The sequence below is a fragment of the Micromonospora sp. NBC_00821 genome, from assembly GCF_036347035.1.
Lineage (GTDB): Bacteria > Actinomycetota > Actinomycetes > Mycobacteriales > Micromonosporaceae > Micromonospora > Micromonospora hortensis.
Genome location: NZ_CP108880.1, coordinates 1796906 through 1813204, shown reverse-complemented (window position 1 = coordinate 1813204; position 16299 = coordinate 1796906). Strand labels below are relative to the sequence as shown.

The 16299-nt window shown below is 73.6% G+C and carries 9 protein-coding genes; 5 read left to right on the top strand and 4 right to left on the bottom strand.

Translation table 11 applies throughout. From position 1 onward, the window contains the following. Positions 1-148 precede the first annotated feature (148 nt). Together OHB44_RS08420 and OHB44_RS08415 are read right to left on the bottom strand one after the other, a co-directional pair. Positions 149-2983, bottom strand: a complete 2835-nt coding sequence (locus tag OHB44_RS08420) for a Na+/H+ antiporter subunit A (protein ID WP_330440220.1) — start codon at positions 2981-2983, stop codon at positions 149-151. Positions 2984-3203: 220 nt separating this feature from the next. Further along, entirely contained in the window at positions 3204-3590 is a 387-nt protein-coding gene (locus OHB44_RS08415) for a hypothetical protein (RefSeq protein WP_238686796.1), read from the bottom strand. A gap of 178 nt (positions 3591-3768) precedes the next feature. Between OHB44_RS08415 and OHB44_RS08410 the strand changes: the two genes are divergently transcribed. Beyond that, positions 3769-8439: an Lhr family helicase gene (locus tag OHB44_RS08410; RefSeq protein WP_238686797.1), complete on the top strand. Its 4671-nt coding sequence runs from the start codon at positions 3769-3771 to the stop codon at positions 8437-8439. 113 nt (positions 8440-8552) lie between these two features. On the opposite strand, the gene OHB44_RS08405 is transcribed toward OHB44_RS08410, so the two are convergent. Further along, entirely contained in the window at positions 8553-9110 is a 558-nt protein-coding gene (locus tag OHB44_RS08405) for a hypothetical protein (protein WP_330440217.1), read from the bottom strand. Positions 9111-9211: 101 nt separating this feature from the next. Here OHB44_RS08405 and OHB44_RS08400 point away from each other — a divergent pair, with 101 nt between their 5' ends. Both OHB44_RS08400 and OHB44_RS08395 read left to right on the top strand, forming a co-directional pair. Beyond that, on the top strand, positions 9212-10012 hold the full coding sequence (locus OHB44_RS08400) for an SAM hydrolase/SAM-dependent halogenase family protein (RefSeq protein WP_330440216.1): 801 nt from the start codon (positions 9212-9214) through the stop codon (positions 10010-10012). 25 nt (positions 10013-10037) lie between these two features. After that, positions 10038-10280 carry a CPCC family cysteine-rich protein gene (locus tag OHB44_RS08395; RefSeq protein WP_238671784.1) on the top strand — a complete coding sequence of 81 codons (243 nt, stop codon included), beginning with the start codon at positions 10038-10040 and terminating at the stop codon, positions 10278-10280. Between the two features lie 33 nt (positions 10281-10313). On the opposite strand, the gene OHB44_RS08390 is transcribed toward OHB44_RS08395, so the two are convergent. Next, positions 10314-11576, bottom strand: a complete 1263-nt coding sequence (locus tag OHB44_RS08390) for a hypothetical protein (RefSeq protein ID WP_330440214.1) — start codon at positions 11574-11576, stop codon at positions 10314-10316. A 109-nt stretch (positions 11577-11685) separates the two neighbouring features. On the opposite strand from OHB44_RS08390, the gene OHB44_RS08385 reads away from it, so the two are divergent. After that, positions 11686-12495 carry a DNA-formamidopyrimidine glycosylase family protein gene (locus tag OHB44_RS08385; RefSeq protein WP_238686801.1) on the top strand — a complete coding sequence of 270 codons (810 nt, stop codon included), beginning with the start codon at positions 11686-11688 and terminating at the stop codon, positions 12493-12495. Positions 12496-12660: 165 nt separating this feature from the next. Beyond that, a complete protein-coding gene (locus tag OHB44_RS08380) occupies positions 12661-16272 on the top strand; it encodes a hypothetical protein (RefSeq protein WP_330440213.1) in 3612 nt (1203 codons plus the stop codon). Positions 16273-16299 lie beyond the last annotated feature (27 nt).

Sequence of the window (16299 nt, the reverse complement as noted above, 5' to 3'; positions counted from 1 at the left end):
GGGCTCGCAAACCCGGCTCACTCCTCACGCTCACGGCGCCACCCCTGTTCGCGACTGCGGGGCTCGCAAACCCGGCTCACTCCTCACGCTCACGGCGCCACCCCTGTTCGCGACTGCGGGGCTCGCAAACCCGGCTCACTCCTCGCGCTCACGCCCGGTCCCCCTTGTCGACGGCCAACCCGCCGGTGGCCGTTCCGGTGGCCTCGATGTGCCGGTCCACCTCGGCACCGAGGCTGCGCAGGATGTCCAGCACCAACCCGATCACGACCAGATACACGCCGATGTCGAAGAAGAGCGACGTGACCAGATGGGCGTCGCCGACCAGTGGCAGGGCTCGGTCGACCTTCGCGCTCTCCAACACCGTCCCGCCGACCAGCAACGCCACCACGCCACTGCCCACCGCCATGGCCAGGCCGGCGCCGAGAATCGCGCCCGCGCCGATCGGGGCCGCCTCGGTCAGTTCGTACCGGCCGCCGGCCAGATAGCGCACCACCAGGGCGAGACCCGCCACCAGTCCGCCGGCGAACCCGCCGCCCGGCGCGTTGTGCCCGGAGAAGAGCAGGAACAGCGAGAACAGCACCACGGTGTGGAAGATCAGCCGGATGACCACCTCCAACACGATCGAGCGACGTTCCTCGTAGAGGGTCGGGCCACCGCGCAGCCAGACCGGTCGGCCGCGTCCACCCACCCCCTGCTCGGAGTCGGGCCGGCGTGGCCGCGGCCCGGTGCGGGAGCGCTCGAAGATCAGGCTGGCCACCCCTGTCGCGGCCACCACCAACACCGCCAGCTCGCCCATCGTGTCCCAGGCCCGGATGTCGACGAGGGTCACGTTGACCACGTTGCGGCCGTACCCGTGCACCACCGCCAGGTCAGGAAAGGCTGCGGAGATGTCCGGCGCCCGGCGCGCGCCGACGGCGGTGAGGGCCAACCCGGCGGCCACCAACCCCGCCGCCACCCCGATCACCCGGCGGGCCCAGCGAGTACGGCGCAGCGGGCGGGCCGAGAACCGCTCCGGCAGGCGACGCAGCACCAGCACGAAGACCGCGATCGTCGACGTTTCCACCAGGAACTGGGTGAGCGCCAGGTCGGGCGCTCCGTGCAGCACGAAGAGCATCGCCGTGCCGTAGCCGGTCATGCCCACCAGCAGCATCGCGGTCAGCCGGCGACGGGCACCGACCGCCAGCACCGCCGCCACCGTGATCACCAGGACGACCACCGGTTGCAGAGGGCTGTCCCAGAGCGGAATCCGCGCCCGCCAGGGGCTGGCGGAGATCATCGCCGCACCGGGCACCAGCACCAGGGTGACCAGGATGATGCCCAGATACTGCGGCAGTGAGCCACGCTGGGTCGCGCCGGTGACGTCGATGGCCAGCCGGTCGAACCGGCCGATGACCCACTCGTACCCCTGGTTTCCACTCACCGGTGATCGGAGCCGGGCCAGCACCGGGGCGAGCGGCCCGCGCACGGCGAAGAGCAGCCCGCCGCCGACGAGCGCCAGCACGGACAGGCCGAGCGCCGGTGTCGGTCCGGCCCAGAGCGCCAGGTGCGCGTCGACCCCGCCGAGCAGATCGGCGTACGGGCGCAGGAGGTGGTCCAGCACGCTCGCGGCCGGACCGGCGAGCAGACCGACACCGGCGAGCACCGCGGGCGGGACCAGCAGCGACGCGGCGATCGGCCCCGGCGGGACCGGCGCCACACCGGGCCGGTCGGCGAATGCGCCCCAGAGGAAGCGGGCGCTGTACGCGACGGTGAGCACCGTGCCGGCGACCAGGCCGGTGAGCAGCACGGGCTGGTCGGTGAACGCCCCGAACACCGCCTCCTTGGCGACGAAGCCGACCAGCGGCGGCACACCGGCCATCGACGCCGCGGCCAGCACGGCGACCACGAACAGAGTCCGGGACCAGTGCCGCACCCCGGACAGCTCGCGCAGGTCACGGGTGCCGGCACCGTGGTCGATGATGCCGACGACCAGGAACAGCGCCGCCTTGAACAGGGCGTGCGCCAGCAGCATCGCGGTGCCGGCCAGCGCGGCGTCCGGGGTGCCCGAGCCGGTCACCGCCACCAGCAGGCCGAGCTGGCTGACCGTCCCGTACGCCAGCAGCAGCTTGAGGTCGGTCTGGCGCAGCGCGGCCCATCCGCCGAGCAGCATGGTCGCCACGCCGGCGACCTGCACCAGCGGCCGCCACGGGCCGACCGTGGCGAGCACCGGGGCGAGCAGCCCGACCAGGTAGACGCCGGCCTTGACCATGGCGGCGGCGTGCAAATAGGCGCTGACCGGCGTGGGTGCCGCCATCGCCACCGGGAGCCACGAGCTGAACGGCAGCACCGCCGACTTGGACAGGGCACCCGCCAGGATCAGCAGCACGGCGCCCACCAGGTACCCGCCGCCGGGCAGCGGCTGTGCGCTGATCCCCGACCAGCGGTAGGTGCCGGCGTGCTCGCCCAGCATGATGAAGCCGACCAGCATGGCGAGGCCGCCCAGCGTGGTGACTGTCAACGCCTGCGCCGCCGCCCAGCGGCTGGACCGCCGTTCGGTGCTGTGCCCGATCAGCAGGTACGAGAAGATCGTGGTCAGCTCCCAGCCGACGTAGAGCAGCAGCAGGTCGTCGGCGAAGACCAGGACGAGCATCGCGCCCGCGAACGCGACCAGGACCGCGGCGAACTGCGCCAGCCCGATGGAACCGGCACCGAAGTAGCGGGCGCTGTAGACCAGCACCAACGCGCCGACGCCGCCGATCAGCAGCGTCATCAGCCAGGACAGTGTGGTGAGCCGGAACGCGATGTCGAGGCCCAACTGCCGGATCCACGGGTACGTCTCGACCACCGCCCCGCCGTCGGCGACGGCCGGGGTGCGGGCCACCGCCCAGCAGAACGCTGCGGCCGGCGCGAGCGCCAGCGGGTAGCACGCGCGCGGACCCCACCAGCGGACGAGCAGGGGCGCGGCGAGGGCCGCCACGAGATGGAGGATGAGCAGTACCAGCACCTGCGCTCCCGATCGACATGGCCGACGCCCGTGGCAGCGGTGGCGCCTAGCAGCGATCAGACGCCAGTTCCTCCCCCGCCGGGCGGTTTTGCCGGAATTCGCCCGGACAGCCCCAGCCCTAACCCTCAGCTCAGGCCGTTGATCAAGAGGTTTGCGTCAGGAACACGGGCGCGGATGACGCAAACCTCTTGATCAACGCGGGAGGGGAGGTGCGGCGTCGTCAGCGCAGCAGGGCGTTGTTGAGGGGTTGCGCGTCGTCGGGGGTGGGGCGGTCGCGACGGAGCACGGCCAGCAGGTCGAGGCGGCCGAGTTGGCGGGCGACCCGGTCGACCACCCGCTCGGCGGCGGTCAGCGACCGCACCGACAGCAGGCGGCCACGGCTCTCGCGACGGAGCACGAAGTAGTGCACGGCAACGCGGACCTGACCCCGGTCGGCGGCGCTGGCCTGGGCGGTGCAGAGAACCATCTCTCGCAGACAGTGGGCGAGGCGTTCGGCGAGCTCGAGCTCGGGGCCGTGCAGGCCGGCGCGGAGCGCGGCGAGGTGGCTGTCGACCTTGCGAATCAGCACGTCGGTGCCCGGTTCGACGGTGCGCTGCTCGCCGGCCATCACATCCCCTCACCCCGGTTCGCGTTGCGAGTGAAGTTACTTTATGTTGCTCCTTAGAAGCAAGCAGTTAAGTGAGACTTAACGTATTAAGCGCACCTTCCACGCTTTTTGCCTTTAGCTGGCTCATTCCGTCGTGAGGTCGTTAGTGGATGTCGGACCGGCGGGGCACGATGGACCGGTGACCGGGGCAGAAGCAGACGCCGGTGCGGTGCTGGCCGGGTTCGGCCCGGCCACCCGCGCCTGGTTCGACAACGCCTTCGCCGCCCCGACCGCCGCGCAGACCGGCGCCTGGCGGTCGGTCGCCGCCGGCCGCAACGCGCTCGTGGTGGCGCCCACCGGCTCGGGCAAGACACTCGCGGCCTTCCTCTGGTCACTGGACCGGCTCGCCCGCGAGCCAGCACCGGCCGAGGCCCGCCAGCGATGCCGCGTGCTCTACGTCAGCCCGCTCAAGGCCCTCGCCGTCGACGTCGAGCGCAACCTGCGCGCCCCGCTGGCCGGCATCCGGCAGGCGGCCACCCGGCTGGGCGTCGCACCGCCCGACATCACCGTCGGCATGCGCACCGGCGACACGCCCGCCGACGAGCGACGAGCCTTCGCCCGGACCCCACCCGACATCCTCATCACCACACCCGAGTCGCTGTTCCTGCTGCTCACCTCTGCGGCTCGGGACTCGCTGCGCGGCGTCCAGACGGTGATCGTCGACGAGGTGCACGCGGTGGCCGGCAGCAAACGCGGCGCCCACCTCGCGCTCTCCCTCGAACGCCTCGACGAGCTGCTGCCCGCCCCGGCGCAGCGCATCGGCCTCTCGGCCACCGTCCGGCCGATCGACGCCTGTGCGCACTTCCTCGGCGGCGCCCGCCCGGTCGACGTGGTGCAGCCGGCCACCCCGAAGACCATCGAGGTCAGCGTGGAGGTCCCGGTGGAGGACATGACCCGCCTCGACGAGCAGGAGCAGCCACCGGAAGACGACCTCGGCGGGCCCGGGCCACGTCGGGCGTCGATCTGGCCGGCCGTGGAGGAGCGGGTCTTCACCCTCATCGGGCAGCACCGCTCGACGATCGTCTTCACCAACTCCCGGCGCAGTGCCGAGCGCCTCTGCGCCCGGCTCAACGAGCTGGCCGCCGAGGCGGTGGCCGCATCCGCGGCGGGCGAGGGCGCGATCGGCGTACCGGAGGGGTTGCCGGCCGGCGACGACCCGGCGGGGGACGACGGCCCGGCATCCGGCGCGCGGCGTTGGGGTGGCCCCGCCGGTCCGCTGCGCAACCGGCCGCCGGCCGAGGTGATGGCCCAGTCCGGCGCGGCCACCGGCGCGGCGCCCGTGATCGCCCGCGCCCACCACGGCAGCGTCTCCCGGGAGGAGCGCAAGCACATCGAGGAGGCGCTCAAGTCCGGTCAGCTCCCGGCGGTGGTGGCCACCTCCAGCCTGGAGCTGGGCATCGACATGGGCGCTGTCGACCTGGTGGTGCAGATCGAGGCGCCGCCCAGCGTGGCCGCCGGCCTGCAACGCGTCGGCCGGGCCGGGCACCAGGTTGGCGCGGTCTCGCGGGGGGTGGTCTTCCCCAAGCATCGCGGTGACCTGCTCTCCTGCGCGGTGGTCGCCGAGCGGATGACCGCCGGCGCGATCGAGGAGCTGCACTACCCGCGCAACCCACTGGACGTGCTGGCCCAGCAGATCGTCGCGATGGTGGCGCTGGAGCCGTGGCCGCTGGGCGATCTGGCAGTGCTGGTCCGCCGGGCCGCGCCCTTCGCCGAGCTGCCCGACTCGGCGCTGCACGCCGTGCTCGACATGCTCTCCGGCCGCTACCCGTCCACGGCGTTCGCCGAGCTGCGCCCCCGACTGGTCTGGGACCGGGCCACCGACCTGCTCACCGGCCGCCAGGGAGCGCAGCGCCTCGCCGTGACCAGCGGCGGGACCATCCCCGACCGGGGCCTGTTCGGGGTGTTCCTGGCCGGCGCCGAACGGGCCGCCCGGGTCGGCGAGCTGGACGAGGAGATGGTCTACGAGTCCCGGGTCGGCGACGTCTTCCTGCTCGGCTCGTCCTCCTGGCGGATCGAGGAGATCACTCCGGACCGGGTGCTGGTCTCGCCCGCGCCGGGGCAGGCCGCGCGCATGCCGTTCTGGAAGGGCGACCAGCTGGGTCGGCCGGTGGAGCTGGGCCGGGCCATCGGCGCCCGGGTACGCACCCTGCTGCGCCAGACCGACGAGGCGGCCCTGGCCGCGCTGCGCGACGGAGGGCTGGACGACTGGGCCGCCGGCAACCTGATGGCCTACCTGCGCGAGCAGCGGGAAGCCACCCGCTCGTTGCCCGATGACCGCACGGTGGTGGTCGAGCGGTTCCGCGACGAGCTGGGTGACTGGCGGCTGGCCGTGCACAGCGTGCTCGGTGCCCGGGTCAACGGACCCTGGGCCCTCGCTGTGGGCCGCCGCCTGGCCGAGCGGTACGGGGTCGACGCCCAGGTGATGCCCTCCGACGACGGCATAGTGGTGCGACTTCCGGACACCGCCGACGAGCCTCCCGGCGCCGACGTGGTGGTCTTCGAGCCCGACGAGATCACCCAGCTCGTGGAGGAGTCGGTAGGCACCTCCGCCCTCTTCGCCGCCCGTTTCCGGGAGTGCGCCGCCCGGTCCCTGCTGCTGCCGCGCCGCGACCCGCGCCGCCGCCAACCGCTCTGGCAGCAACGGCAACGCGCCGCGCAACTGCTCGACGTCGCCCGCGAGTACGCGGACTTCCCGGTCACCCTGGAGGCCGCCCGGGAGTGCCTCCAGGACGTCTTCGACCAGCCGGCGCTGGCCGGGTTGATGCGCGACCTGGCCACCCGCAAGGTGCGGCTGGTCGAGGTGGAGACCAGCGCGCCGTCGCCGTTCGCGCGGTCGCTGCTCTTCGGCTACGTCGGCGCGTTCCTCTACGAGGGCGACGCCCCCCTGGCCGAGCGCCGCGCCGCCGCCCTCGCCCTCGACTCCACGCTCCTCGGCGAGCTGCTCGGCCGGGTCGACCTGCGGGAGTTGCTCGACCCGGCGGTGCTCACCGAGACCGACCGGCAACTGCGGTGGCTGACCGATCAGCGCCGCCCCCGCGACGCCGAGGACGTCGTCGAGCTGCTGCGGGTGCTCGGTGACCTGAGCGACACCGAGTTGACCGAGCGGGGTGTGCCGGAGACGTGGCTCAGCGAGCTGGAGGCCACCCGCCGGGTGTTGCGGGTCCGGATCGCGGGCGAGCAGCGCTGGGTGGGCGTCGAGGACGCCGCCCGCCTGCGTGACGCCCTCGGCGTGGCGCTGCCGATGGGGGTGGCCGAGGCGTACCTCGCCCCGGTGGCCGATCCGCTCGGTGACCTGGTGGCCCGCTACGCCCGCACCCACGGGCCGTTCGCCGCGGCCAGCTGCGCGGCCCGGTTCGGGCTCGGGGTGTTCGTCGTCGAGCAGGCGCTGCGCCGGCTCGGCGCCACCGGGCGGGTGGTCTCCGGGGAGTTCACCCCGGATTCGGCCGGCGCCCAGTGGTGCGACGCCGAGGTGCTGCGGATGCTGCGCCGCCGCTCCCTCGCCGCGCTGCGCCGGGAGATCGAGCCGGTGCCGCCCCGGGCGCTGGCGACGTTCCTGCCACGTTGGCAGCAGGTCGGCTCGTCCGCCCGAGGTGTGGAGGCGCTCGCCGCCACCGTGGAGCAGTTGCAGGGCACCGCGGTGCCGGCGTCCGCGCTGGAGCGGTTGGTGCTGCCCGCTCGGGTCGCGGACTACTCCCCCGCCCAGCTCGACGAGCTGTGCGCCAGCGGGGAGGTGCTCTGGGCCGGGTCGGGCGCGATCTCCGGGGGCGACGGATGGGTCACCCTGGCGTACGCGGACGCCGCGCCGCTGCTGCTTCCACCCCCGGACGAGGCGTTGACCCGTACCCCGCTGCACGACGCGGTGCTCGACGCGCTCGGCGACGGGCAGGCGCTCTTCTTCCGCCCGCTGGCCGACCGGGTCGGCTCGACCGACGACGCCGCGTTGACCGGGGTGATCTGGGACCTGGTCTGGGCCGGGCACCTCAGCAACGACACCCTCGCCCCGCTGCGCGCGGTGCTCGGCGCTGGCGGCGCGCACCGCTCCCGGCCGTCAGCGCCCCGCACCCGTTACCGGCGGCCCGGTCGGGTGGCGCTGCCGACCCGGGGTGGCCCGCCGACCGTCGCCGGCCGGTGGTCGCGTCTCCCGGAGCGGGACCTCGACCCGACCCGACGCGCCGCCACGCTCGCCGACCTGCTGCTGGAGCGGCACGGTGTGGTCACCCGGGGCGCGGTGATGGCCGAGCAGGTGGTCGGCGGGTTCTCGGCGGTCTACCCGGTGTTGTCGGCGCTGGAGGAGCGCGGCGCGGCCCGCCGGGGTTACTTCGTCGAAGGGCTCGGGGCGGCGCAGTTCGCCGTACCCGGTGCGGTGGACAGGCTGCGCGCGCTGGCCGAGCCGACCGACGGCGCCCGGGGTCGGGGCGCTGTGGCCACGGTGCTCGCCGCGACGGACCCGGCCAACCCGTACGGCGCGGCGCTGCCCTGGCCGGAACGGGTGATCGACTCCGGCGACGGTGCCACCCCGGCGACCGGGCACCGGGCCGGCCGCAAGGCGGGCGCCCTGGTGGTGCAGGTCGGCGGTGACCTCGTCCTCTACGTCGAACGCGGCGGCCGGACGTTGCTCTCCTTCACCGACGACACCGACACGCTCGCCGCGGCCGGCAAGGCGCTCGCCGACGCCGTCCACTCCGGGGCGTTGGGCGCGATGTCGGTGGAACGGGCCGACGGTGAGGCGGTGCACTCGTCGCCGCTGCGGGACGCGTTGACCGCCGCCGGCTTCCGGGCTACCCCCCGCGGCCTGCGTCTGCGCGGCTGACGCCAGGGCCCCGCCGAGGGCAATCCAGCAGAGAGCCTGATGTCTGTGAGTCATCACGATGACTCACAGACATCACAGTCAAGAGAACGACATGCTTGGGCCACGCTGGCACATCAGCGCAGGCCGTTGAGGACCTTCTCGTAGCGGGGCCGGTCGGCGGCCGGGGTCTTCGCCTCCAGGTAGTTCAGCACCACAGCGCCACGCCGGTACGACTGACCACCCCAGGTCTCCGCGATGTCGCTGGCGCTGGTCTCGTCCGGGAAGACGTAGACAGTGACGGCGTCGGTGGCCATCAGCTCGGAACAGCCCAGGCCGAGGCCGTCCGGCCCGCAGTCGACCGAGCGGTCCTTCGGGCGCGGCACCTTCAGGCCGGCGGCCCGGAAAGCGTCGACGACCTGTTTCGCGCCGGGCGCACTGGCCGGGCGCTTCGGCAGCACCACCGGCGGCGGGCTCGCCGGCCGTCGCTGCGTCGTGCCCTGTGCGGAGGCGGAGGGCGGGGTCGCGCCGTCGGCACTGGGTGCGGCTTGGGGCGTCGGCAGGCCGGTCGGGGCCGCCTCGGACGAGACGGATGGGGTCGCGGTCGGGCTGCCGTCGTCGTCACTGCCACAACCGGCGCTGAGGGCGACGGCGACCAGCAGGATTCCGACTGCGGGGAGGTTCCGAGTTGTCACCAGGGCAGTCTGCCCAACGTCCTCCGGCGGCGGGAGGGGCCGGTCGGCCACTGCGCTGTCCCGTATCCGCCAGCACGCCGCGGTTCTACTAGCCTGCGGGCATGTCCGCAGTGCCCTGGATCTCGCTGACCACCGACTACGGCCTCACCGACGGCTTCGTGGCCGCCTGCCACGGGGTCGTCGCCCGGATCGCGCCGGCCGCCCGGGTGATCGACGTGACCCATCTGGTGCCGCCGGCGGATGTCCGGCGGGGTGCCGCCGTGCTGGCGCAGACCGTGCCGTACCTGCCGGTGGGAGTGCACGTGGCGGTGGTCGATCCCGGCGTGGGCACCGCTCGACGGGGGGTCGCGCTGGCCACCCCGGGCGGGTTGCTGGTCGGACCGGACAACGGATTGCTGCTGGACGCGGCCACCGCGCTCGGTGGGGTGACCGACGCGGTCGAACTGACCGGGTCGGGCTGGCTGGCCTCCCGGGTGTCCCACACGTTCCACGGCCGCGACGTCTTCGCACCGGTGGCGGCCCGGCTGGCGCTCGGCGCGCCGCTGGCCGACGCGGGCCCGCCCGTCGACCCGGCCGGGCTGGTGCGACTTCCGACGCCGACGCTGGCCCGGGACGCCGAGGGCTTCACCGCCGAGGTGCTGACAGTGGACCACTTCGGCAACGTCCAACTGGCCGCGCCGGCCGAGCTGCTCGATTCGCTGCCGGCCACGCTCCGGGTGGGCCCGCCGGGGCCGACGCCGGCCCTGGTGGCGGTGCACGGGCGGACCTTCGGCGACGCCCCGGCCGGTGGCCTGGTGGCGTACGTCGATTCGGCCGGTCTGGTCGCCGTCGCTGTCAACGGCGGGCGGGCCGCGGACCTCCTCGCGGCCTCCCCGGGGGACCTCCTGCGGGTATCGGGCTGATGTTCGACTGTGGAATGCTTCTCCGGTGGGTGAGCATGTGGTTCCTGTGGGCTGTCCCTGCTGTGCATCCCGGACCGGCGGGGGGACCTGCCCCGTCTGTTTCTGGACCGACGACGGCCAGACCGACGCCGACGCCGACGCCGTCCGGGGCGGTCCCAACGGCGATCTGAGCCTCACGCACGCCCGTCTCAACTACGCCGTCTACGGTGCCAGCCACCCGCGCTACCAGGACATGGTGCGCACGGCTCGCCCCGACGAGCGCCCCTGACGTTGACGGAGCGCCCGACGGGGTGAGCGTGGCTCAGCAGACCGGCACGCTGCCGCCGTACACGCTGGAGATGTACGCGTGGCTGACGTACTGGCCACTGGCCAGACGGTTCCAGCGGGTGGTGGTCCGGTAGGGGCCGGCGACCGACTGACCGGTGACGTAGCACTGGATCGGCACGTGGGCCAGCCGGGCGGCGAGGCCACGCGTCGCGTACGACGTGCTGGCCCCGGTGCGGATGTTGAGCGGCCCGTCACCGACCACGCCGCGCGGCCCGCCTCCGGTCCACAGGTAGGCAACGTCCACCCAGGCGTTGGTGGTCAGCCGCAACCCGTCCCAGAACGTGCCGTCGGCAAGGTCGATGCCGGCCGGGTTGAGCACGGTGCGCCCGAACTGGTCCCGTCCGCCGTTGTAGCCGGACTGGTACGCCGCCTGCGCCTCGGGTCGACCTTGCGGCAGGTTCTTCCAGTTCTCCCGGACCGACGAAGGGTTCCAGTAGTCGTCGCGGGTGTTCCACGGCCCGACGTCCCAGACCGGGGCGTACTCGCATCGGGAGCCGCTGGTGGTGCAGACCCGCACCGTGTAGTCGCCGGTGTTGAGCGGGGAGAGCCCCCGCCGCGACGGCAGCGCCGCGAAGTGGTCCCGGGGTTGCACGGTACGGCCGTTGGCGGTCAGCTCACCGACCAGCCCGATGCGGGTGGCGTACACCCGGTAGGTGCGGCCGGGTGTGGCGGCGGAGACGGCGGCGTTCGCGTCGGCGGTGAGCCGCACGCCCCGGACGGTCGCCGTGGCGCCGCCGTTCGGGGCGGTGAGCACCACCCGGGTCTGCACCCGGGTGACCGGCCGGTCGAAGACCGCCCCGACGGTGGCCGCCCGCCACTCCGTCCAGCCGGCGGCCCTCCAGCCGCGGACCTGCGCCTCCACTGTCGCCCCGGCCGGAACCGCGGCGTTGATCTCGGCGCGGACCCGGGTGGCCGGCCGGGCGAGGGTGCGGGGCGCGGTCAGCAGCATCCCCTCGGCGACCGCGCTGTGCGGGCTGCGGGCGCCGCGCTCATTGGACCGGGCCTCCCGCAGGCGGAGGCCGGCGGCGGTACGCCGGACGTTGACATCGTCGCTGTCGACGATGGTGAGGTCGGCGCTCCACAGTTCGCCGCCGGGTGCGGCGGCGACGAGGGTGATCGGAGCGCCGCTGGGTGCGGCTGGGGCAGGGCCGGTCGCGGGTAGGAGCGCTGTGGTGAGCAGGAGGGCGAGGGTGGCGATGAGGGCGACGGATGGGATACGACAAGAGGGTCGCGTCATGGGCATTCTCCTCAGAACCCCCTGACCTTCGCATGTCAGGAGATCATGAGGAACCTGAGTACAAATAGCGACACATGCGAATCTTGCTCGAAAGAGGGAGGATGGCAGGGTGCCCGAAGGCGACACCGTCTGGAACACCGCGCGCGTGCTGCACCGCGCGCTGGCCGGCGCGCGGATCACCGGCAGTGACTTCCGGGTGCCGCAACTGGCGACCACGGACCTCACCGACTGGACCGTCCGCGAGTCGGCCAGCCGGGGCAAGCACCTGCTGCTGCGGCTCAACGCCCCGACCGAGGAGCACTGGACCCTGCACTCCCACCTGCGGATGGACGGCGCATGGCGGGCGTACGCCCCGGGGGAACGCTGGAGCGGCCGGCCCGCGCACCTGATCCGGGTGGTGCTGCGCAGCCCCGGCGCTGTCGCGGTCGGCTACCACCTGCACGATCTGACGCTGGTGCCAACCGTCGAGGAGGACCAGCTGGTCGGCCACCTCGGCCCCGACCTGCTCGGCGCCGACTGGGACCCGGCCGAGGCGGTCCGTCGGCTCGCCGACCACTCGGAGCAGACCATCGGCGAGGCGCTGCTCGACCAGCGCAACCTGGCCGGCGTGGGCAACCTCTACAAGTGCGAGGTGCTGTTCCTGCGGGGCGTGTCACCGTGGACCCCGGTCGGCGGAGTGCCCGACCTGCCAGGCCTGGTGGCCCTCGCGCAGCGACTGCTCGCCGCCAACCGGGGCCGATGGACGCAGAGCAGCACCGGCTCACTGCACCGGGGGCAGACCAGCTACGTGTACGGCCGCCGCGCCCAGCCCTGCCGCCGCTGCGGCACCGCGATCCGCAAGGAGGAACTGGGCGAACGGGTCACCTACTGGTGCCCGGTCTGCCAGCCCGAGCGTCCGGGCCCGCCGAGATCCGGCTGACCAGGCTCTCGCCAGACGGGATCCATGGCAGAAACGGACGATTGGGTAATTCCTAACCGGCCGTCGGAGTCGCATGCTGCGGTTGAGCGCTCACCGACCGTCAGCAGAGTGCCGAGGTCCTCCACGCCGGGGTGGCGGACCTCGCGCCCCGAACCGGGGAGAGTCATGGCGATGTTCCGCAGACTCCGCTCCACCTTCTTCGAGCGGACCACCCGCGACGCCGACGCCGACGGCGGGGCGGCGTCCGTGCCGGCCCCCCGTACCGCCGAGGAGGCCGTTGTCACGTCGAGCCTGGACCCGGCCGTCGTGCCCCGCTACTTCGGCCCGGTGCCGAACTTCGCCCACAGCCCCCGCCCGACACGGGGCCCCGACGGGCAGGTGGTGGCCGGGACCGGGCTGCGCAAGTTCGTCGACCCACTGCCCCTCCCGGGCCAACCGGGCAACGGCGACCTCGGCAGCCGCCTACCGGTGGCGGTGCCGGACACCATCAGCTACCCGGGCTGCGACTACTACGAGATCGGCCTACAGGAGTACGCCCAGCGCCTGCACCGGGACCTGCCGGTCACCCGGCTGCGCGGCTACCGGCAACTCAACCTGGGCACCGACCCGGCCGGACACAACACTGTGGCGCCTCCGGAGCGGCAGTGGCACCTCGGGCCGATGATCCGCGCCCGTAGGGGTCGACCGGTCCGGGTGAAGTTCATCAACCAGCTCCCCACCGGCCGGTCCGGTGAGCTGTTCCTGCCGGTCGACGAGACCATCGAGGGGGCCGGCCTGGGCCCCCTGGACGGTCCGGCGCCGTACCCGCAGAACCGGGCCGTACTGCACCTGGCCGGGGCGCAGACCGGCTGGACCAGCGCGGGCAACCCGGGGCAGTGGATCACCCCCGCCGGCGAGATCACCCCGTACCCGACCGGGCCCGGCCTGGCCCACGTGCCGGACATGCCGGCACCCGGCGCCGGCGCCACCACGCTGTACTTCCCGAACGAGCAGAGCGGCCGGCTGCTGTGGTTGCACGACAACACCCTCGGTCTGGCCCGGCTCACCGTCTACGGCGGACAGCTCGCGCTCTACCTGCTCACCGACCCGGCCGAGGACCAGCTCGTCGCCGACGCGGTGCTCCCGGCCGACCAGGTGCCGTTGGTGATCGAGGACAAGACGTTCGTTCCGGACGACACCCAACTCGCCGCCGAGGACCCGACCTGGGACCGGGAACGCTGGGGCGCCCGGGGCAGCCTCTGGCACCCGCACGTCTATCAGCCCCGGCAGAACCCGTACTCCTCCGGCGGACGCAACCCCACCGGCCGGTGGGACTACGGACCCTGGTCCCGCACCTCCGGCGCGGACGACGCCCGCGCCGACGGCTGGGTGCCGAACCCGTACCACGACCCGGTCGGCGCGCCGGACGAGCCGCCGCTGAGCCCTGGCGTACCGCACCCGTCGGCCGTTCCCGAGGCGTACGGCGACACCCCGCTCGTCAACGGCGTCGCCTATCCGTACCTGGAGGTGCGGCCGCGCGCGTACCGGTTCCGCATCCTCAACGCCTGCCTGGACCGCAGCCTCAACCTCCAGCTCTACCGCGCCTGCTCCGACGCGCCGATGTGGACGGCCGACGGGGCGCTCGCCGACGCCGACGCCGGTGAGGTGCCGATGGTGCCCGCCGCCCGAGCCGCGGACCGTCCGGCGGGGTGGCCGGCCGACGGACGCGACGGCGGTGTCCCGGACCCGCGCGCCGCCGGCCCGGAGTTCATCCAGATCGGCAACGAGGCCGGCCTCCTGCCGGCGCCGGTGGTGCTGCCGAACCAACCGATCCGCTACCGCTACGACCGGCTCGACCCGACGGTGCTGAACGTCGACGGACACACGGTGCTACTCGCCCCGGGCGAACGGGCCGACGTGCTCGTCGACTTCTCCTCCGTGCCGCCGGGCAGCACGCTGATCCTGTACAACGATGCTCCGGCCCCGCTGCCCGGCTTCGACAGTCGCTACGACCAGCACACCGACGCGCCGGACCGCAGCGCCGAGGGCGGCCCTCCTCAGACCGAACCGGGGTACGGCCCGAACACCCGCACGGTGCTCCAGTTCCGGGTCACCGGAACGCCCGAGTCGCCGTACGACCTGAGCCGGCTGCGCGAACGGCTGCCCCTGGCGTACGCGGCCAGCCAGCGCCCACCGATCGTCCCGCAGCCGGCGTACGACCCGGCGTTCGGCACCCGGACCCCGGCGCAGACGACGGTGCCGGTGCACGCCACCACAGTGACGTTCACGCCGACGGCCGGCACCGGCCCGGTGACAGTCCCGATCGCGGTGAAGGCCGTACGGCAGATCTTCGAGCGGGACCACGGCCGGTCGGCGGGCCGGCTCGGCGTCGGGCACCCACACGCCGGGCCGTGCAAACCGACAACGCTGCCGCTCGCTGCTACCGACCCGGTCACCGAGGTGCTCTTCACCACCGACCTCGCCGTCCCGGTGGGCTCTCCCACCGACGGCACGCAGCTCTGGCGGATCAGCGGCGACGTCCGGCAGACCGAGCCGTTGCACGTCGCCGGCTGCGACGTGCAGGTGATCAACCGCGTCGGCTGGGACGGCACCCTCCGACTCCCGCACGGCACGGAGCTGGGCTGGAAGGGGATCATCCGGGTCAACCCCCGGGAGGACGTGGTGGTGGCGCTGCGCCCGGTCGCGCCGGTGCTGCCGTTCAAGCTGGGAGACAGCGTCCGGCTGCTCGACCCCTGTCGCCCGGCCGGAGCGCGGACCGGGTCGACGCCGGTCAGCCCGATCGACGGTCGACCGGCCACAGTGGTCAACCAACTGGTCAACCTGGGCTGGGAGTACCGCTGGCACAGTCAGCTCGCCGGCCACCGCGACGGCGGAATGAGCCGGCCGCTGGTGCTACGGGTGGCGCCGAAGGCACCGACCGGGCTGACCGCCACACCGGTGCCCGGCTCGGCCACCGCGCTACCCGCGATCGCGCTGGCCTGGACCAGCAACGGCGGGCGACCGCCCGCCACCAGCCACCTGCTGCAACGGGCCACCGACGCGACCTTCGGCGGCGAGGTCACCACGATCACCGTCGCGGCCGCCGCCACCCGCTACACCGACGCGACAGTCACCCCCGGAGTGACCTACCACTACCGGATCCGGGCGGAGAACGCGGTCAGCTACTCGTCCTGGTCGAACGGGGTACCCGCCTCGGTGCACCTGGCCGCGCCGAGCGGTCTGGTCGCGACGCTCCCGCCGGCCGCGCCGCTGCGCGTGGCGCTGCGCTGGACGAACCGCTCGTTCGCCACCGGCATCGACGTGCAACGGGCCACCAACCCGACGTTCACCAGCGGCCCGGGCACCACGGCGATCGGGGTCGGCGACAACCACCTGGACGCCACGGTGGCACCGGACACCACCTACTACTACCGGGTGCGGACCACCTTCCTGGGATCCGCCTCGGCGTGGTCGACTGTCGCCACTGTGACCTCGCCACCCGCGCCGGGGACCCCCAGCGGGGTGAGCGCCGCCGCCAGCGCACCCGGGCCGGACACCGCGACGGTGGTCCTGGCCTGGGAGGCGAGCACACCCGGCGGTCCGGGGTCCGGGTTCATCGTGCAGCGGGCGCTCGACCCGGCCTTCGAGCACGAGGCGGCCACCTTCACTGTCACCGGCCGCGGCTTCACCAACACCGGGCTGACCCGGGGCGTCACGTACCACTACCGGATCCGGTCGTTCAACGTCGTGGGTACCTCGCCGTACACCGGGCCGGTAGTGGTGACGACACCACAGTGACCGACCCGGCGTCCGCGCTGCGGTCGC